The sequence below is a fragment of the Novipirellula galeiformis genome (assembly GCF_007860095.1).
GTDB classification, from domain to species: Bacteria; Planctomycetota; Planctomycetia; order Pirellulales; family Pirellulaceae; genus Novipirellula; species Novipirellula galeiformis.
In genome coordinates this window covers 65205-84694 of record NZ_SJPT01000016.1, presented here as the reverse complement: position 1 = coordinate 84694, position 19490 = coordinate 65205, and the positions used below count along the sequence as shown (strand labels likewise).

Genomic DNA, 19490 nt, shown 5'->3' with positions numbered 1-19490 from the left:
GTGCTGTTTGCGGATTCGCAGGATTCGTAATCGGATTACTGACCCTTACACTCATCAACTGTTTTTACGACGTCTCCGATCGGCCATTTGCTAACTACGTCATATACGGGGCCAGCTTGATCGCCACTACCGCTGGCGTGACATTCCCGCGCCTCACGTATTCCGCCGCCATGTTTCTTGCACATGTCCTCGTGCCATGACCATCAAAAATCGCAACGCAGGTTTTTGCGTGGGCGGTTGATGACTTGCCGTTGCCTTTCAATATCCGCCGAACGTCGTGTTCTCCATCTTCCTACGTTTCCGGCTTCCGCCGTTTGGTTTGATGGTGATCGATGCGATCGGAATGACGCTGGTCAATATAAACCACGATGGACGGCATGAGTCCGCTGCAGATTGCGGCGAACCATGGCATCCACACGGAGGACTCGAAAACGCGTTAGGCGATGGTCGTCTTTATGATCGTGCATCGGTGATGCCTGCCGTTCCTCGTACTAGAACGCGCGATGGATGGTTCGCGCTGATGGGGGTGATTCGCGGACAACGCATGCGTCCGAAGGTCTGCCCGCGAATCAACGCCAATATTGCGCTGTCAAAGCTGTCCGGAACCGCAGCCTGTACGACCGTCCTGATCGAGTTGCGTTAGACTTAGGTCGGTTGTCGAGGAACGTCATTCGCGGTGGGCATGTGAACATGCCGAGTAACGATTCGTGCACTGAATCCAGGGATTGCGTCAGATTCGGCCACGATAACGTCCATCGTCCCGTCTTCGGTGATCGTAACCATAACGCGAACAAATAATGAACCACTGGGGAATCCCTCCTGAAATGGAGGCGGCAATTCGCGAACGTGATCAGACGTGCGTTTATTGCAGGGGCGCATTCCTGGAATCGGACTCGAATGACGGTTCACGAAAACGTGTCGCGACTTGAGAGCACATCGAAAATGACGCTAGCATCATTACGCTGGAGAATATCGCGTTGCGTTGCAATTCATGCAACGCAAGTAAGGGAGCAAACGACTTCGTGGTTTGGCTTGCATCTGACTACTGCCAACACAAGGGCATTATCGAAGGCTCCGGCGCGAGCGTTGTCCAGGCTCACTTGGTCTAATCTTAGCTCAGACTTGCAGGTCACGACTTATGCGTAGATAATGGCATCGACGTGTCACCATGCCGTGCACACGAAGGATGGCTTGCGAGTTTTTTGAAGTGGCAAATCAAACGTCCGTTCTCGGTGACGGGTACCATAACGCCACTCGTTCATCATCAATCGAGAGTGACTCATGAAATTCAAGTTCGCCCCTCGTCGGCCAACCGCATTCGAATGCGTTCTCGTGGTAGTGCTCGTTGCGGCAATCGGTTCCCATATTCGAACATCGTGGCAGTTGTCCCGTGTTACAGACGAATTAGCCGAGATTGATGTGTTCCGCCATGACCGTCCGGCAAACGGGGCATCGGTAAACGCTCTGTTCCTTTCTGCACCAGGCCCTGGCTCACTGGCACGCGACGAACTCGAGATGAAGTGGCGCGTGTTTGTTCCTGCCGAGGGTTACCGGATTCGGATTGTTGACTCGAATGATGTCGAGGGGGGGAATGCATCGGAGACCGAAATAGCACTTGCACCCGGACTGTCCATCCTGACATTGACGTTGCTGAAGGATGCCGACGGCGAGCCGATCATCCGCTGGACAAATCATGGACGGACTGGCCAACTCCCGATCCAAAACGCTGGTGAATTGTTGGCCTTTCACACGATGACGACCTATTTCGCAGGCCTTTTTGAACCTGAACTTGGCGAGCCGAAACGCAAATTTCCGTTAGCCCGCGTGCGAGATGGGAACAGCACAAAGTCGGGGTCGGCTGAGTTGCAGCTTTGGATCGAGCCACCGAAAGAGGCGTAATCATCGCAATCGCCGGAGAGCCGAGCGTTTTGGCTGTTAGAAGCGTTTCTTCGCGTTGCCGGTGACGCGCACTGTTCCCCGGCTGAAATCGAGCTTTAAAGACTCACATCGCATCTGTCCAACCACTTCAAAACGAAAGCCGATGCAATGCGCTTGGTTGCCGCGATCCTACTTTCCATTGCTTGTGTGTCTTTAACGCCCCACACGGCCGGAGGCGACGAGCCGGTCACGTTGATGGGGACGATCTCACAATGGAACTATCCCAAATCTAAACTGCACGGCGCTGAGATGTCGGATGCCGCCACCGTTGACAGTGATGGCAAACGTGCGGTTCAATCGTTTGTCTGTAAGACCACAATGACAACGGACGACTCCGTCGAAAAGGTGATCGCCTTCTACGAGGCAAAACTGGCGCCGGACAAAAACGCGGACGACCAGACAAAAGCAGGACTCAAAGGCGGTCGATCCGTGCTAGTATCAGACGACTCCGAGGGCCGCCCATTTTCGCTCCATACGATCCTTGTCAATACTGCAAAGACTTCGACTACGTTGATCGTGTCACGAGGCGATGGCGAGACCAAGACACACATCGTGTGGAAACACTATGTCAGGCTCTAGCGTAGCGGGGAACCATCGAATGCACTGATAGTACTCGAAAACGCATTTTGGCGATGGATCATCTACCGCTCGGGCTGCAGACTTCCATGACGAGCATGTCGGCTTGGAGGGAGTCCAGGAGGTGATTGACGTACGATCGTTTGGTGGCGATGGTTTCGAATCGGTACTTGCGATTTCGGGTATCGTAGAGGCAGCAGACGGTGTTGAACTTGCCCAGATCCATCGAAAGGATCATCATGGGCGTATCGGTGGTTTGAGGTGTCAGTGGTTTTGAAGAACAAACTGAATGGTGACGGTTCGCAAGAACACGATCACGGTCTGGTCAGCAGGGCAATCCAGCCGACTCGCCTCAAGCCACGGACTTGATGGATTCTTGATCCGACTGAACTACCTCCAACTTGACGGCTAACACGATGCCATGGGTTTGTCCGTCTTGTAGCGCCGAAACCGAACTCGGTTACAACGTCTGTACTAATTGCCATACACCTCGGCCTGGTTCAGAGACCGGCCCAGGCGACTTCGAGCTGGGCGCCGACAATCCAATCCGCATTGTCATTGACGGTGTTGCGTACATCACATTCCTGATTGTCGCCGAACTTCTGATTCCATACACAATGTTTCGTTTCCTTGGCGTTCCGCCTGATCTCGGCGTGATTGTCGTACTCGCTGTTTTCGGTTTGATCGTTTATATTCTGTCACGCCGCCACGCCTCGACGAACCCTGATTCCAATGGTTAACCGACCGTTGGGTCGCCTGTTCGCAAACGCTCTTACCCGATGACGGATCTCCATGTCGTGCAACGGAGCACGATCTGCGACTTTGCGCGTCCTTCACGACGTCCACCGTTCCGACTCGGTGACCAGCAAACGTTCTGCGGCAAAGAAACGCATACTGGATCAACCATGAAAACAATCGCCATCCTTTTGATTCCGCTAATCATTGTCGCTTCGGGCTGCGAATCGCACGAGGTGCAACCGGCCGCAAACGCAGCTCCACCGGCACAAGACGCGTCCACATCCGTGCCAGGCGAAACTTGCGTAATTAACTTGGATACGCGCCGAAAGACGTTTGATGAAAATCTACCGACAATTGGAGTCATTCTGTTTGATGACGTCTTAATGACTGAGGTCACCGCACCAATCGATGTCTTTTCTAAGCCGCGGGAAAACGGTACCAGATTGTTCAATGTCGTTACCGTTGCGGAGACATTGCAGCCGGTTGCTACCGAAAGCGGTTTACGGGTGCTTCCCGACTTCACGTTTGCTGATTGCCCAAAACTTACGGTATTGGTTGTGCCGAGCGCCTATGACATGACTGAAACTGTCCGCAATGGCGAGATCGTCCGTTTTATCAAAAAACAAAACGTCAATTCTGAATTCACGATGAGCAATTGTGCGGGTTCTCAATTGATTGGCGAATCAGGAATTGCAGACGGTCACAAGATTGTGACGTATATCGGTGGCGGCAAGGAACTCAAAGAGAAGTACCCCGCGTTAGAGGTTCAAGATGACCAGACAATCAGTTTCGTGGAGGATGGGAAATTTCTTTCATCTAATGGCAACCTTGCCAGCTACATCTCCGCGCTTGAGCTGCTTGAAAAAATGAGCGATAAAGAACATCGTGAATTCGTTGAATCGTATCTATATCTTGAACGGTTGACGGACTGGGGAAAATCACAAACTCGCCCCAAATAGCCGCACAACAGAATGTTGCACGGGGAGTCGCGGGGCTTTTGAAATCAATTCTGATTGCCGCGACCCGGTAAACATAACCGTTCTGGTATGGAAGAAATTACGCGGTCGAATCACGGCGACTAATCTGCGCGGTCGTTGTGAATCGGGCGACGCGCTGTCGAGACTTTTTCTCAACTAGATTGCCGGCAAAAAAATGCGTGACGTGGGGAAAAGCTCGGCGTCGTGATTGCCTGGAGCTATTCTTCATTTTTTTGCCAGAGATCTTTTTGTCGACCAAGTCGATCGGCGCGGTCGGATTAAACAGGAGGGCACAGAGGACACGGAGGCAATGGTCAGTTCTGCTCTGTTCTCTCCGTTCCCTCCTGTCGGATTATTTCTTCTTGCGGCGAGCAGTCCATGCTGGAGCGTGCGCGGACAAAACTTGCGCCGTTGAGACTTTTTCTCCACTACATTGCCGGCAAAAACATGTGGGGCAAAAAGACGTGTAACGTGGGGAAAGAGTTCGGCGTCGTGATTTCCCCGGATCTAATCTTCATTTTTTTGCCAGAGATCTTTTTGTCGACCAAGTCGATCGGCGCGGTCGGATTAAACAGGAGGTCGCAGAGTAAACGGAGACGCTGGTCAGTCTTTTCTCTGTTCTCTCCGTTCCCTCCTGTTCGTTCATTTCTGCTTGCGGCGAACATCGCATGCTTGAACGTGCGCGGACAAATCTTGCGCCGTTGAGACTTTTACTCCACTACATTGCCGACAAAAACATTTGGGGCAAAAAGATGCGTGACGTGGGGAAAGAGTTCGGCGTCGTGATTTCCCCAGATCTAATCTTCATTTTTTTGCCAGACATCTTTTTGTCGACCAAGACGATCGGCGCGGTCGGATTGAACAGGAGGTCGCAGAGTAAACAGAGACACAGGGCCGTTCTCGTCTGTCCTGTTTGATCAAAACGCCGCTAGTTCTTCCGAACGCTCGCCTATTTGTTGGCCGATATCCGTTCCCGACATCTTCTAACCTTCTATTTTCTAACCTGCCTGTCCGGCGACCCGCATTGATGCGGTAAAAACAGATTGGCATCAAGATACTCTGTCCCCGTTGACATCTTTTTGTCGTCCAAGACGATCAACGCGTTCGGATTGAACAGGAGGTCTCAGAGTAAACGGAGACGCTGGTCAGTCTTTTCTCTGTTCTCTCCGTTCCCTCCTGTTCGTTCATTTCTGCTTGCGGCGAACAGCGCATGTTCAGACGGACATAACAAAGGTTCCAGAGTCCAAGAGCCATCATCGACCGCAAGTAAAGGAAAGTTCCACCTCGCCGTGCATGAGCTTGTGCTTGATTGGAAGTATGCTAATTGTCCTTGATTTGCACGGGGCGGCGTTCCTCGCCCGTTGATTCAATCGCAACGTAAGTGACCTCCGCTTCGGTGAGTTTCTCAACTTGCCCATTTCGCTCCGATTCAACGTCAACGTGCATCGTGATTGATGTTTTTCCCACGTGAACCACCGTAGTCCAAAAGCTCAGCACGTCGCCGACAAAAACAGGTCGGTGAAACTCGACACTTTTCATGCCTACCGTGACAATAGGCTTTCTTTCGTAACCAGCCTTTCTGATTTCGTAGTACGCACCCACAGCTCCGGCTTGATCGATGTAGCTGAGAATCACGCCACCGAAAATCGTTCCGTGTGGGTTGGTGTCTCTCGGCATCATCACGACCTTAATCGCCATGTGCGGTTCGTTTGTTGGTTCATCGGTCACGGGTTTGCCTCGGTCGTTGTTGAGATGTGGAAGTGTCGCTTCGGAATTGATGATCTAAACGGGCGCTGGTAGCGGAGTAGCGTGTTCGGTAAGGCTGGACTCAGCGACAATGGCGAAACGTACAACGTTTGCATTGGCGTCGTCGGCCAGCACTGCGGTTTGTTTGCCGACGAAACAAAGGTTCCAGGAACCTTAAGCGTAGTCCCCAGCCCAAAGGTCTGGGGCCAAGCTAAGCAGGTAGGCAGGAGTCTTTCAGTAGATTAGCCGTTTTGGCGTTAGCCACGGTTCAAGCAATTCAACCGAACCGGGGGTAACGCCCAAGCGGCTAAGGGGATTTCACCCAATCATGCCTGCCTCCCTGCTTACCCCCATGAATTGTAGGGCCAACGGCATGGTCGTTTGCTCGTATCCGTCGACGCCTCGTCGACAATCCGAGTCGCATGGAAGCGGTCTTGAAAAAATGCGCCCGTTCTTCGTCTTCGTGATCGGTTCGCTCGATTGTCTGTGCACCTTTGTTTTGTCCAAGTCCTGACTAACTGCCTAATCTGCCTTTACGGCTCCTGACGCTTTGATTCATCTACGAGCGGGACGCCTGCGCAACGATCATTTTGGCAAAAAGCTTATGCAGCGGTGGTTTGTGTCATTTCTAGCACAAGAATCGGTGAACGGTTACCAATACAATCTGTCCATTGGTATTCTGGGAGACATGATATCCGTTTCAACGTGTTTGGATGGGCGGATGAAATTGGATAGATGCTCGCGATATAGAATCAGGAAATAAGATGCGACTGATGATTGCCTTGGTGTTGATTGGGGCTCTGGGGGGCGGCGTTTCCGCGGCCTCGTTGGCGGTTCAGGATGATTTTCCCGTCAACCGCAAACGCGATGTGCCGTTGTCCTATGGTGCCACATTCCAGGTCGGGGCGAAGACGCCGCTGGCGATTACGATACTGGCTGGAGATGAATCAAGCCATACGATCCAGATCGAGACGGTCAGTCAGCGAGGCTCCAATCCCAATAAAGAATATGGAAGCGAGTACAGCATTGAGAACAGCGTCTTGAGGTTTCGGGGCGCGGTCAACTTGCTGTATCACGTCCATCCGCGGATCATTCGCTACACCGACGAGCAGATCGCTAGTCGGCTCAAGGCTTGGGAGAAAGTGGCGGTTGCATCCGAGCGTGAGGTACACATCGAAATCCGGCCTGTAAGTGATGGTCTTGCGGTCTGGTTGGATGGAAAATACGCGGGCAGCATCGCATGTTCTGGCGGGCTCAAACGGGTGAGCTTCGCCGGTGGCGATGACGCCCTCGTGAAAGACCGGGAGTTCTTTTCCACGCTGGAGAACGATCGTTTTTTACCGTTAGAGTATGGACGTGTCGCGAACTCCGATGCCATGCAAAATGCGACGGGCTCGTTACGGCCTGGCGGGCAACTCGTTGCCGGCATCCCGATGATCGTCTCCGATGGTGCCCACAGTGGCGACATCGCGGAAGCCAAACAAATGCGTGGAAGCTGGGCGCTTGAGTGCGATGATTACTATTCTCGCACGAGTTTTGACGGGATGCCTGAATCGCAGATCGTGAGTGTTCCCCAACGGTTCTATCACCGTGCGTGGGTGTTGTTTGCCGTTGATCCTGATCCTAAGAAAGATCCCATGCTGACGGTGCGTCTGACTCGTTTTGCGGGAAAAAGTCGCGTGGGACGCGGAGAGGCGATTGCGGATATGGATCTGAATTTGCCCCGCAACGGGCAGCGGCCTGACGACGGTATCCGGCAGGTGGGGACGGTGATGTTGAACGAGAAGGATGGATCCCCTGAGGTGCCATTGTACTTGGCCGCCGTGGACATCCCTTTAGGCGAGATTCTTGACCTGCTCTCACAAGAGGGACAGGATTCGGCGACGGAATTGAAAATTGGGCCCTATCTCGACTTCGAAATACTTGGACGTTGCGGTGCGGTCGGCCCTCAGTGGGATGAGCAACACAAGCCGACCGGCGCTCCTAGTGCTGCGAACATTTTTGGGGTGACTCTCGAAAAGGCGCCTGCCGAACTGCGGCTAACCCCGCGTGAGGTTGGTAACATTTTTCACAATGATGAAACTCCTGAAATGGATGTTTCCGTCATGGCATATCGAACAGGTACGTATCAGTTGCAGTGGACGGTGACCGATATCGATGGCACGCAGGTGCAGCGAGGTGACTATCCGTTTAGCCTGAAAGCGGGAGAGACGGCGAAGCATACTATTTCTCTGCAGCAGAACGAGGTTGGGCATTACGACATCGAGATGACGTTAAAGGATGAGCAGCAGCACCCCTTTTTCTCGCACGCAGCAGCCTTTGCGTTGCTTCCTCATGACACGCGTGAGGCCGGTCTCGACTCACCCTATAGCGTCTGGTGGTTTGGTGGTTCTCATTTGACGACCCGTGACATTGCTCAAGCGGGCCCGCTCCATCTGAAGGCGGGGCTCCGGCGAACGGTGTCTCGCAACTATTCGGAGGCCGAGATGGCTGCCTACAAGATGACCGTCACGTCGTTGGGGTGGGCGTTCCGCACCGCTGATCTTGATGACTTCGAGGCCGCAACGAAGCGTGTTTACACGCAGACCACCGATCTGCTTGCTCGTTATCCCTCATGTAATAATGCCCTGATCTTTCATGAGAGCCATGCCAATATCCTTCCCGAGGAACTTATCGGCAATGAGCCGAACTTCACGACGGAGCAGCGTGAGGACGCTGAGAGAAAAGTGAAGCTCGCCAATAGGGTGGGCGCTTTTTATCGAGAGCAATTCCCGGACGTGAAGCTCGTTGTGGGCAACTCGGGTGGCAGCGCTAAGCTGATGGCCGACCTTCTCCGCTTTGGTTTCGATCCTCAATATGCGGATTTCGTCGGTATCGAGAGCCCCGGACAGTCGTTTATGCCGGAGGCGATATCGGAACACAACTTGCAATCCGCTTGGCTGGCGCGGGAAGTTGTTCGCCAGCGGGGGCAAGAAATTCCAATCACGGGTTGCCCTGAGTTTACGTATCGAGCCGACCGGCTGATTGGTGCCCGGCGGCAAGCCGAACATTATGTCCGCGACATCCTGATCTCGCACGCCTATGGCTTCAAACATATTGGACCGGGAACGTTGGAGGATGCAGGCGGCAGCTACTACAACAGCCTCTGGGGAGGCGCCGGTATCGTCCGCCGAGCACCGTTGCTCTATCCCAAACCCTCCTACGTGGCCATTGCCACCGCCACACGTGTTTTGGACAAGGCCACCCGCACGCGGATCATCCCGACCGGATCGCTGAGCGTTTACGCCGTTGAGTTTAAGCGTGATCGGCAGCAACCCGATCTGGTCTATGGCACCTGGGCACCCCGCGGCAGTGCCGGGCTCGAGTTTGCCTTTGACGAAGCCACCGAGGCCGAGGTCGTCGATTTGTACGGACGTTCACGCCGCGTCGCCACGGGAGCCGACCACACGCTCACGATCGAGACAGGCCCCGCCGCCACCTACGTCATTGTCGGAAAACCGGTACAGTCAATCTCCATTGCCTCGCGTGATTTCAGTGCCGAGGATCCTCCTGCTACCTTCAAGCCAGCCGAGACGATGGCTGACGTCAACGCGTGGGAACTGATCTCCGACGATCGCTTGGTCAACAACTTCCGTAAACCCGGCAACTTTGAAATGCGCGGAGTCAATGATTCGGAGCGTGGACCTTGTATTGAGCTGGAGCTGAAGCCAAACACTTCGTTATCCCCGCTCGTGTCCGAGTACACCGTCATGCGTCTCCGCGAGCCCGCGCCTCTGATCGGCGAGCCGCATTCCATCGGTGTTTGGGTGAAGGGCAACTCCAACTGGGGCAAGGTCTTCTTCGAGGTTTCGGATGCGGACGATCAACGATGGCACTGCGATGGCGGTTACAATGACTGGCCTGCTGATCTAGCCGTTAACTTCGATGGATGGCGTTTCCTGCAATTCTTTATCGACGAGGATCGCTCGGCGATGTACAGTTCGCCGGGGCGCCAGTGGAAGTCCAGCGGGCACGGCACCCAACCAAAATATCCGTTGCGCGTGACTGCGCTCTACGTCACGATGCACCGTCAAGCACTTGATCCGGTTGAGATGCGTGACGTGGTGCCGGTGCTACGTTTCCAAAATATTGGAGCTTACGAATGAAAATTTACCGACGTTTCAAGCTTTTGCCGCTGCATTAACCGCAATGTACGACGTGCGGAGTTGATATCGAGAGCCGCAGGCTGGCGATGCACGATGAAGTCAGGTTGCCTTCGAATCGAGTTCTAGACTGATGACTTCATTGCCTTCAGCCACATCAATCACTAATGGCGACGAGGTGGTCGACGTGTAAATCGATGGAATGCCTCCTTTTTTGTTCTTCTTGGGCCGAGAGTCTGGAATGAAGATCGCGGCCGCCGGTTCGTTTTCGTCAGCGACCACGCCTCCTGCGGCGCCTTGGGAATCCTGGTCCGTGATTGGTATCAGCGGCTCCGTTATCACCACTCGATAACGTCCCGGTGGACAGCCCTCGAAATCACGAACGGCACCAGGGACCACCGCAAGCAGCTTGATACTGCCTGCACCGTCCGTAAATCCCGCGGCGCCATGCCCTGAAGTTCCTTCGATCGGGAAAAGCGTTAAACTCTTGAAACCGAGCGGCTGGCCATCCAAGGATAAGGTTCCCGTCACCGGAACTAGTTGCGGGCCGGAGTCACCACAGCCGACGACGACCGCTAGCATCAAAAAGATGCACGACTTGCAAAGTTTGATCATCACGCATACCTGCCTAGTTTCATGTTTAAACAGCCAAAGGACTTCAAAGTTGATCCTTGATTCATGAAACGTGTCATTCAAACTGTCACGCTTCGCTCGATACAATCGCAATGTTTCCATTCCCTCCTGGCTGAGCACCCGGAGGGAATGGATTGTGGATTGTGTAGGCGCCGACCCGAGCCATCGACCTGTGTCGCGGTCTCGGTGGGCATGCGGGGTTCGCGAAGATTGACATTGCCAACGTTTACCCGCGATTGGGCTTCGCAGCGATGCTAATTCGGAAACGACACGACTTGTCCGTCGGCCATCATGGTGAGTCGCATCAACGTCGGTGTGTCGATCGATTCACTGATAAACTGGACGGACCCATCCCCCATGGTGAAGTGACATCCGCCCGGGTGTAGACTCGCCGCGGCACACCACCAACTACGCGGGCGTCCTCGGACAGGCACGTAAGGAGGGCTCTGCCAGTCCGGGTGAATCCAAGGCTGATGCCAAACATTGATCCCTCCGTTAGCTGCCGAGTAATAAGGATCGATGCCGTTCATCACCCAACCTCGATACGACCATGCGGAGGCTGCGCCGTTGACCCAAGACTTCGTGGTTTCGCCAATCATAAAGGTATTGGAAAGGCCATCGAGGACTTCCGCCATTCGCGTATTGACATCGCCACCAAACATTCGCTTGGTTGTCGAAGAGGTCGAAGCGTAACTGTTGCAGGTGCTGAATTCACTTCCCACGCCGGCGATGAAATCGTAATTCGTTGCGGCCCCGACAAATCCAGTTCCAGGTCCATAGGCTCCGCCACTGAGACGACCAATCGCGGGATTATTGTCGGAGGGGCAATTGAACGCTTGCATTATCAGGCTGGCTAGGGCTGCATTGCCGTTCGTCACTGGGTTACCCACGAGCGTGCCGGTGGCACGCTGATAAGCTCCCGGGTTAACCGAGAACGCTTCGTCAAGGTTGAACTGCTCATACACGCTCTGCTGTTCAATGAACGGAAGCAGTGCAACCAACCCGTTCATGTTCTTGATTTCGCCGTTGACGGCATTACCAACACAGCCACCGTAGCCCCGAGTCGAAGCAGGGAATTTCTTATGGGCGTCAGCATAGTTGTGCAGCGCTAACCCGATCTGTTTCAAGTTATTGCTGCACTGCATCCGGCGGGCCGCTTCGCGGGCGGACTGGACTGCCGGAAGCAGCAGACCAACAAGAACACCAATAATCGCGATCACAACGAGCAGTTCCACCAAAGTGAAACCTCGGCGAACTTTCCTGCACTCAAACATCGCAATCCCCCTGTTCATGGCTGGTTTTGACGGTGAGTCGCCAGCCTCGGCGTTCTGCGGAGGTGTGACGGACTAGCTCCGGATTGTATCTGTTGCCAGCACCGTGTCAAGAAAATTGCAAGATTGCACCTGAGATGCGGGTGCATTGGGATGTTTCGTCGCCGGAGAGAAGGAAAAGGCGACGCGGCAATCGTGTTCGTTAGGGAGTGAACGTGGCGTTGAAGCGGAGGTGTCCGGCAGATGAACTGGGTTTATGCAGGTGGTTGCAGCCGAGAGCGTGGCGTTATCATCTTTGGCCGTCGCAATTCAGTCGCGGGCCGATCAAGAGCGGGCTTGGTTGATGGTCGAGGCGAAGAGGGACTCCATCACGAGATTGGCCGTTTCGGATCCTTTGGATGTGCTGGCTTGTTGCTTGCCTCGGCCGTGCCGACTCCATCCCTGCGAAGCGTTCTTCATGCGTTTGCACGCGATGAAGTGGGAGTTTGCCACACGTTTAGTCGCGTCATCCGGTGAAGTGCTAGCTGCGGATTACATTTTTCACAGGCCTGATAGCTCCTCTTGTTTAGCCAGCGTGGTTTCGGTGATGGTGGGAACGCGGCGGCGCACTTCGGCCGCGTATTCTGCTTCGCCCCAGATGACGTGCTTCGGCGTGAGGACCTTGCGCATTTGCAGTAGCTCCGCTGAGCGCGTTTCATATTCCTCTTGTTGTTCGGGCGTACGCTGCTTGAGGTATCCCAATTGCAATACGTCGCGGGTCAGTTCGAGATGAATTAATCCATCTCGCAAAAACTGGATGCGCTGTTTCACGAAGGAGTCATCACTTCCCACGGATGTATCTGCTTGATCCAGAATCGCATGCCCTTTCTTCAGGACTTCATCGGTATAGAGGTAGGGAATGACTTGCCAGCCATGCGCCAAGGGAGAGGCGGACAGCTTGTGTTGGGTGATCAATTGGTTCACAAGTCCCGGTTGCACTGGCTCAGCGGCTCCGCCAGCGGGCGCAGGGTAAGCCGCCTCGGTGGTGAAGTTTTCCCAGTAGCTCAAGTAGCTTTTGATTTCCGGCGCCGCTTTTCCAAAAGCGGAACTGTATTCATTAATGATCTCATCCACGCTCATTTCGGGACGCACCATCAGCCGTGCGATCACATAGTACATCGGTCCTTGGGTCGCCCAATATCCCATCAGCGAGTCGGAGTCGAACCCGACCATATTGTGGCTTTGCGCAAATTTGAAGAACTCGCCTTGTTGGTGCAACGGCAGCACGGGCGCTACCCCACCGGTGTGCCACCAATTGGGACGCAGGAATAACATCGCGCCAGCTCGTTGCCATTCTTGCCAGTGATCCTGTGCCCAATACGAGGGCACCAATCCCAATACAATTCCTGGCAGCAGTTCTGATCCGTGCATCGGAGGATCGCGATAGGCGCTGTAGGCATAACTGGAGATTTGGACATTCGGATTGATCTTTTTCATCTTCACGATCAGTCGATTCCAAAACTTGATGTAACGCGTGGTCAGTTTGGCCTTGGCGGTTCGCCAGATAAGATTGGGATCTTGATTGGGGGGATCGTCCAATGCACGGGTGACATCGCTTGTGTCGAATCCGCTGCCGTCATTGGGACACACGTTCCAGTTGTCCGGCGCGCCCGCGGTTTTCCATTCGGCGATGATGGCGTCATCGATGGCTTCATTGCCAAGTCTTAACTTCACACGTCCCGGCTGCGGCCACGGTTGTTGGTATTTACTGCCGGCGGGCGGCACCGCAAAGTAATCGGGATGCGTTTCGCTATACTTCCCCCACCAATGCGAGAAAGCGTGCCCGAATCGATAACGCGATCGGTTGCCCACCTGGAACCGACGCAACCACGCCTGAGTCTCCTGCACTCCCTGCTCGTGTTCCGATTGAGTGAGGAAAATGGGACTGTTTTTGAAGGAGCGTTTTGCCAACGAGGTGCGTAAGCTACGCTGCTCTAAAGTGGGGCGGCCGGTGTAGTCGAGCTGGGGCAAGGCAACCGTGGCGTGCTTGGGGACATGCGTCCCCACCTCGCCTGGCCAAAGCCAACGCACGCCCAGTTGCGTATCGAGATAATGGTCGACGGCCCACTGCAGGGTGGAATTGTCACGGCCATCACCGGTGAAGATAAGGGTGTCGTCCTGAGTTTTGACTTGAAACGTTTCCGCAGGCAGTTTCTTATTTTCTTTGAAAATAATCCGCAGCGTGCCGGTGGCGGGTGCGAGGGATTGTGTTTGATCGACGATTGGAAGCGTCACGCCGCTGGCGCGGTGGAGATGGTACTGTAGTTCATCGATGGCGTCCTGGATCTGAGGTGAGGGTTGGGCCGGTGCCACAATCACGCTCCGCGGCTTGCCATCTTTCACTAGAAATAAGTCGCCCGTGCCCGCCGTTGCGGCTTGCGTCGGATCACTGCAAGCCGTAGTCACAGCCAGACACGCTATGGCGATGGAAACGATTAACGGTCTCATAAAGTTCTTTCGACAATAGCTTGTTTTGTAAAGTGAAATGCTTCCTGCTCCAGACGAGGGATTCACGGAAACGGCTTCGCCGGGTTATCAGGGTGGGTAAGGCCGAATCATGTGGAGTGGTTCGCCAGCGTCTCGCCTCTGCACAAGTCACGACATGGTAAGATCGTACCTGGGCACGGCCGCGGAAGTCGCCAAGTCATTAAAGGCCGCGAATCGACGGAGAGCAAACCCAACCGCACTCAGCTTACCCGATTCAAAAACCGAAAACCTAGCCTGCACCCGGTGCAGCGTTTACCTTTTGATGTATCCAATCGTTCGCGTTGGTACCGTCAGCGTTCGAAATCATTGGACATTGGACGGGATCCTGTCGAGACTCTTTCTCCACTGCATGACTGGCAAAAACATGTGGGGCATAAAGATGCTCTGTCTCCGTTGGCTGTCTATTTTTTTGCCAGGCGTCTTTTAGTCGTCCAAACGCGATCAGCGCGGTCGGATTGAACAGGAGGTCGCAGAGAACACGGAGATACAGGGCCGTTCACGTCAGTCTTGTTTGATCTATTGTCTGCCCTAAAAGGCCGCTAGTTCTTCGGAACGCTTGCCTATTTTCTGGCTGACATCCGTTCCCGGCATCTTCTAACCTTCTATTTTCTAACCTGCCTTGTCCGGCGACCCGCATTGATGCTGTAAAAACAAATTGGCATCAAGATGCTCTGTCCCCGTTGGCTGTCAAGATGCTCTGTCCCCGTTGGCTGTCTATTTTTTTGCCAGGCATCTTTTTGTCGTCCAAGATGATCATCGCGGTCGGATTGAACAGGAGGTCGCAGAGAGCACGGAGACACAGGGCCGTTCATGTCAGTCTTGTTTGATCTATTGTCTGCCCTAAAAGGCCGCTAGTTCTTCGGGACGCTTGCCTATTTGTTGGCCTACATCCGTTCCCGACATCTTCTAACCTGCCTGTCCAGCGACCCGCATTGATTCTGCAAAAACAAATTGGCACCAAGATGCTCTGTCCCCGTTGGCGGTCTATTCTTTTGTTTTACTAGGCATCTTTTTGTCGTCCAAGATGATCAGCGCGGTCGGATTGAACAGGAGGTCGCAGAGAGCACGGAGACACAGGGCCGTTCACGTCTGTCTTGTTTGCCCTATTGTCTGCCCAAAAAGGCCGCTAGTTCTTCCGGACGCTTGCCTATTTGTTGGCCGACATCCGTTCCCGACATCTTCTAACCTTCTATTTTCTAACCTGTCTGTCCGGCGACCCGCATTGATGCGGTAAAAATAAATTGGCATGAAGATGCTCTGTTCCCGTTGGCGGTCCCCGTTGGCTGTCTATTTTTTTGCCAGGCATCTTTTTGTCGTCCAAACGCGATCAGCGCGGTCGGATTGAACAGGAGGTCGCAGAGAGCACGGAGACACAGGGCCGTTCATGTCAGTCTTGTTTGATTTATTGTCTGCCCTAAAAGGCCGCTAGTTCTTCGGGACGCTTGCCTATTTGTTGGCCTACATCCGTTCCCGACATCTTCTAACCTGCCTGTCCGGCGACCCGCATTGATGCTGCAAAAACAAATTGGCATCAAGATGCTCTGTCCCCGTTGGCGACTTTCGCTATGCATTGGAAGCCGACATTCATTCGATACAATCGACGGGTCGACTTTAATAAAACGAAACAAGAGAAACACCATGACACACCGAAACATGAACAGGCTACCTCGCTGGATTGCAATGGTTTTCTTGCTGACCGGCGTTGCCCACTTGCCATCGGATGCGACGGCGGCCGAAGCGATCACGATTTTTATGATCGGCGACTCGACGATGGCCGACAAAGCGGTGATCCCTGAAAATCCTGAGCGAGGCTGGGGCCAATTGCTGAGCCTCTATTTCAATTCAAACGTGACCGTCGATAATCACGCCGCGGGTGGACGCAGCTCAAAGAATTTTCGCAGCGAAGGACGGTGGGATGTGGTTCTGCAGCGGATTCGTCCTGGCGACTTTGTGATCATTCAGTTCGGGCACAATGACGAAAAGTCCGACCAGGCCCGCCATACCGATCCGTTTGGTACCTACACCGATAATCTGCGGCGTTATGCGAAGGAAGCGAGCGAACTCGGCGCGATTCCCATCCTGGCGACTCCCGTGGTCCGAAGAAATTTCGATGTCGAAGGTGTTCTGCAACCTACCCACGGCGATTATCCCGATGCGGTTCGCAAGCTCGCCAACGAGATTGAGGTGCCGCTGTTAGAAATGACACATCGATCACGGGAACTGATCGAGCGGTTGGGCCCCGAACGCTCTAAGCAGCTGTTCATCTGGACGGTGCCAGGCGAATACAGTCGCTTTCCCACGGGCAACTCGGACAACACCCATTTCAATGCACTCGGAGCGACCCGAATGTGTGACCTCGTTGTCGCGGAAATCCAAGAGAAGATCCCCGAGCTCGCAGTCCATTTGAAGACCCGTCGCTGATTCCATCGCCCTGCTAACGCATTTTTTCCGCAGGATACTGATTTTATTGCTGAGGGGGAGGGAGCGGAATCTGGTGGTGACGCCGCGTTTCCCACCGGACAACCCCATTGGGACCGTTCCCGATCGGATCGACAAGCTCACGAACGTTCCAGTGATGCAGTTTTGAAAGAATTTGGCCCCGCTCTTCCCAGGCGTCTACATCGCGGACTGCCAATGCTTGATCGCGTCGATCGGAAAGGTCAGCATGATGATGTTAATGAGTAGGCTGTCGCGAATCCAAACCAAGCTGATCACTTCCAACGTGATTAAGATCGCCACCGCGGCCTGCCACTTGATCCTCCGCGCCAACCACACGCCGGCCAAGCACATCACATAATCGGATGCGGAGTTGGCGATGCTGTCACCGAAGTAGTCCAGCGAAATGGTGGCTTCGCGATAGCGATTGATCACCATTGGCGTGTTCTCCAGGATCTCCCATCCGGCTTCGATCGCCGCGATCACGAGAATCTTCAGCGATGCTGACATCTGCGCGCGAAACACAACGCACAGCAAGAGCCACAAACCGAGACCATGTTCGAAGTGCGACAATGCGTAGGGATCGAACAGGTGCTGAGAATTGTGACTCGACATGACATCGAAGGACCACGGCAGCCAATCCCCTTGCTCGCACCACCCCACCCGTCCCATTTGCCACAGCGTCAAGCACATCACCACCGCGATCCCGATCAGGGCGCTCACGACGCGAGTGGGGATCGGCTCGGGGATGATTTTAGCTGGCGTGGTTGGTGAGGTTTGCATTGCCTCGTTATCGTCGGATCCGAGCGCCAACGCAAGTCAATCGTTCCTCGGCCGCGTCTTACTCGCCGGGATCGGATTTATACGCCCCAGCGGCGTGAGCATGAAATAGGTTCCGTGCTAAACGTCTACCTGAATCATCGCGCGCGGTCGAATGGTTGCCGGAGGTGAGCATTGTGAGCACCAAGACCGACGGGGCGTGAATGGTTGCCGCGACGGTTACACTCGATGCCGACAAAACGAGTGTAACGCAAGTCAGAATCTGATTCGGTAGGCAAGGTTTCCAGTTCTCGCCCGAAACAACAGGCCCTCGTAAAACGTCGTGTTCTACCGGGTTTCAATGCGTTGGGACGCCAAGATTTGAGCTTGCGTCCCCTGTGTTCCGAACGGCAGCGTTCTACCAGGCTGAGCCGCGCCGTGATTCTTCACTTCTCATTTCGTTGAGACCGCCTCTTTCGGCAACCGCGACAAGCGGCACTGACTCCTTTTCCTATTTGCGGTGCTTGGGCGGGGCAACCATCAACGCCTCGATCTCCGCTGCGAGTGCATCCGCCGTGGTTGCCAGTTGCAGGTAAGTATGTCGATGGTTCGAATTTTCGGACGTCACCCATTCGTTTCGGCCGTCGGCATGCAGGACGTTGTAGCCCCCGGCCACTTCTCGGAAATAGGTTTTGCCTTCATGCCCCACGCCTCGGGCTGCGAACAATACGGCGGTTTGGTCCCAGCTGGGGCGGCCCTTGTTAATCGAATTGTACGCCAGTTCGTAGCAACGTTTCATCGGGCTTGGCGGCGCAGCTTGGTATCCTTTTCCCGTCTTGACAATTTCGCCTAGCTCATAGCCCGTGAACACGATCGGCACGTCGTTAGGCCAGTTTTCCAACACGTAGCCCGTCGCGTTGGCTGCATTGGCGAAGCGAAAGTTGTATTCCTTTCCGGAGGGGTAAGCACCGCCCATCACCACCAGCCTTTTCACCTTGGATTGAATCAATGCGATGCCCTGTTCGTCGCGAAGTAGATCGTCCAAGTTGGTCAGGAAGCCAATGCTGATGATCGTGACGCTGTGTTCGGGAGCGGCAGAGAGCAACTCTCGATAGACCTCCAAGGCGGCGGGGCGATCGGCGTCCCTTTTGCCATCGTGGGGAAACTCGTCCCAGATCGCAGGAGCATAGGAGCTGCTTTTTTTGGGGCTGGTATCGGCGGCACGTTGGGTGACTCCGATGGGAAGATCGTCGCGGCCGAAATGAGTATTGATCGCGCTGACGACGGCGCTGTGCTTGCCGGTGCTGTCCACTCCGTTGAGTAGGACCCCCAGCAAACTGATTTCGCCGCGGTCCTCTAAAGCATGAAGCATCGCCATGGCTCCCGCGTCGTCGCAATCGGTGAGCATGTCGGTGTCCAGGATCACGCGTCGCGGCGACGTCGTTGGTTTATCGGCCGCCTCGGCAACCGAGGGAATCAGAATGCTCAGCAGAAGACAAAAAACGCAGCTTAATTTCATGTGGAAATCCAGATCGAACATTTGAGACGAAGGAGAGCGCATTGCAGGCCGTCATTGCATCTTGCCGCGGGACAGGATTGCGAGAATGAGTCCCGTTACTCTATCGAATCGGGAGTCCATCGCTTGAGCACTGCGCCCCGCTACGATTCCTTGTTACACACTCGACGGCTACAACCACTGGGAAGCTGATGGATGGCTTGGCGGTTTCGATGAGCCCCTCTCCGTTTAA

Annotated in this window: 15 protein-coding genes; 8 read left to right on the top strand and 7 right to left on the bottom strand. The window is 54.3% G+C overall.

The features are described from left to right. The first annotated feature begins 277 nt into the window (after positions 1-277). From Pla52o_RS25435 to Pla52o_RS25420, 3 genes are all read left to right on the top strand, one after another. Positions 278-643, top strand: coding sequence for a hypothetical protein (locus Pla52o_RS25435; RefSeq protein ID WP_146597451.1), 366 nt, complete (start codon positions 278-280; stop codon positions 641-643). Positions 644-1281: 638 nt separating this feature from the next. After that, positions 1282-1899 (top strand): hypothetical protein, encoded by a 618-nt coding sequence (locus Pla52o_RS25425; RefSeq protein WP_146597450.1) that lies wholly within the window; start codon positions 1282-1284, stop codon positions 1897-1899. A gap of 147 nt (positions 1900-2046) precedes the next feature. Beyond that, entirely contained in the window at positions 2047-2517 is a 471-nt protein-coding gene (locus tag Pla52o_RS25420; RefSeq protein ID WP_231612657.1) for a hypothetical protein, read from the top strand. A 58-nt stretch (positions 2518-2575) separates the two neighbouring features. On the opposite strand, the gene Pla52o_RS25415 is transcribed toward Pla52o_RS25420, so the two are convergent. Beyond that, on the bottom strand, positions 2576-2755 hold the full coding sequence (locus Pla52o_RS25415) for a hypothetical protein (protein ID WP_146597448.1): 180 nt from the start codon (positions 2753-2755) through the stop codon (positions 2576-2578). A 48-nt stretch (positions 2756-2803) separates the two neighbouring features. Between Pla52o_RS25415 and Pla52o_RS27755 the strand changes: the two genes are divergently transcribed. From Pla52o_RS27755 to Pla52o_RS25405, 3 genes are all read left to right on the top strand, one after another. Beyond that, on the top strand, positions 2804-2926 hold the full coding sequence (locus Pla52o_RS27755; protein ID WP_261343366.1) for a hypothetical protein: 123 nt from the start codon (positions 2804-2806) through the stop codon (positions 2924-2926). Between the two features lie 4 nt (positions 2927-2930). Then, the gene (locus Pla52o_RS25410) at positions 2931-3254 is read left to right on the top strand and encodes a hypothetical protein (protein ID WP_146597447.1); all 324 of its coding nucleotides are present in this window, start codon (positions 2931-2933) and stop codon (positions 3252-3254) included. Between the two features lie 165 nt (positions 3255-3419). After that, entirely contained in the window at positions 3420-4211 is a 792-nt protein-coding gene (locus tag Pla52o_RS25405) for a DJ-1/PfpI family protein (protein WP_146597446.1), read from the top strand. A 1338-nt stretch (positions 4212-5549) separates the two neighbouring features. On the opposite strand, the gene Pla52o_RS25400 is transcribed toward Pla52o_RS25405, so the two are convergent. Continuing rightward, entirely contained in the window at positions 5550-5957 is a 408-nt protein-coding gene (locus Pla52o_RS25400) for an acyl-CoA thioesterase (RefSeq protein WP_197169523.1), read from the bottom strand. Positions 5958-6739: 782 nt separating this feature from the next. Here Pla52o_RS25400 and Pla52o_RS25395 point away from each other — a divergent pair. Then, positions 6740-10120, top strand: coding sequence for a hypothetical protein (locus tag Pla52o_RS25395; RefSeq protein WP_146597445.1), 3381 nt, complete (start codon positions 6740-6742; stop codon positions 10118-10120). A 99-nt stretch (positions 10121-10219) separates the two neighbouring features. Here Pla52o_RS25395 and Pla52o_RS25390 read toward each other — a convergent pair whose 3' ends face one another. The 3 genes from Pla52o_RS25390 to Pla52o_RS25380 all read right to left on the bottom strand — a co-directional run bounded on the left by Pla52o_RS25390 (position 10220) and on the right by Pla52o_RS25380 (position 14466). Continuing rightward, the gene (locus Pla52o_RS25390) at positions 10220-10732 is read right to left on the bottom strand and encodes a hypothetical protein (protein WP_146597444.1); all 513 of its coding nucleotides are present in this window, start codon (positions 10730-10732) and stop codon (positions 10220-10222) included. Positions 10733-11004: 272 nt separating this feature from the next. After that, positions 11005-12024: a DUF1559 domain-containing protein gene (locus tag Pla52o_RS25385; RefSeq protein ID WP_146597443.1), complete on the bottom strand. Its 1020-nt coding sequence runs from the start codon at positions 12022-12024 to the stop codon at positions 11005-11007. A gap of 537 nt (positions 12025-12561) precedes the next feature. Next, complete coding sequence (locus tag Pla52o_RS25380; protein ID WP_197169522.1) at positions 12562-14466, bottom strand: DUF4838 domain-containing protein; 1905 nt, start codon at positions 14464-14466, stop codon at positions 12562-12564. Positions 14467-16185: 1719 nt separating this feature from the next. Between Pla52o_RS25380 and Pla52o_RS25375 the strand changes: the two genes are divergently transcribed. Continuing rightward, a complete protein-coding gene (locus Pla52o_RS25375; protein ID WP_231612655.1) occupies positions 16186-16968 on the top strand; it encodes a rhamnogalacturonan acetylesterase in 783 nt (260 codons plus the stop codon). 195 nt (positions 16969-17163) lie between these two features. Here the strand turns inward: Pla52o_RS25375 and Pla52o_RS25370 are convergent, their stop codons facing one another. Both Pla52o_RS25370 and Pla52o_RS25365 read right to left on the bottom strand, forming a co-directional pair. Beyond that, entirely contained in the window at positions 17164-17766 is a 603-nt protein-coding gene (locus Pla52o_RS25370; RefSeq protein WP_231612654.1) for a DUF2585 family protein, read from the bottom strand. Positions 17767-18253: 487 nt separating this feature from the next. Further along, on the bottom strand, positions 18254-19261 hold the full coding sequence (locus Pla52o_RS25365; protein ID WP_197169521.1) for a nucleoside hydrolase: 1008 nt from the start codon (positions 19259-19261) through the stop codon (positions 18254-18256). Between the last annotated feature and the right edge of the window lie 229 nt (positions 19262-19490).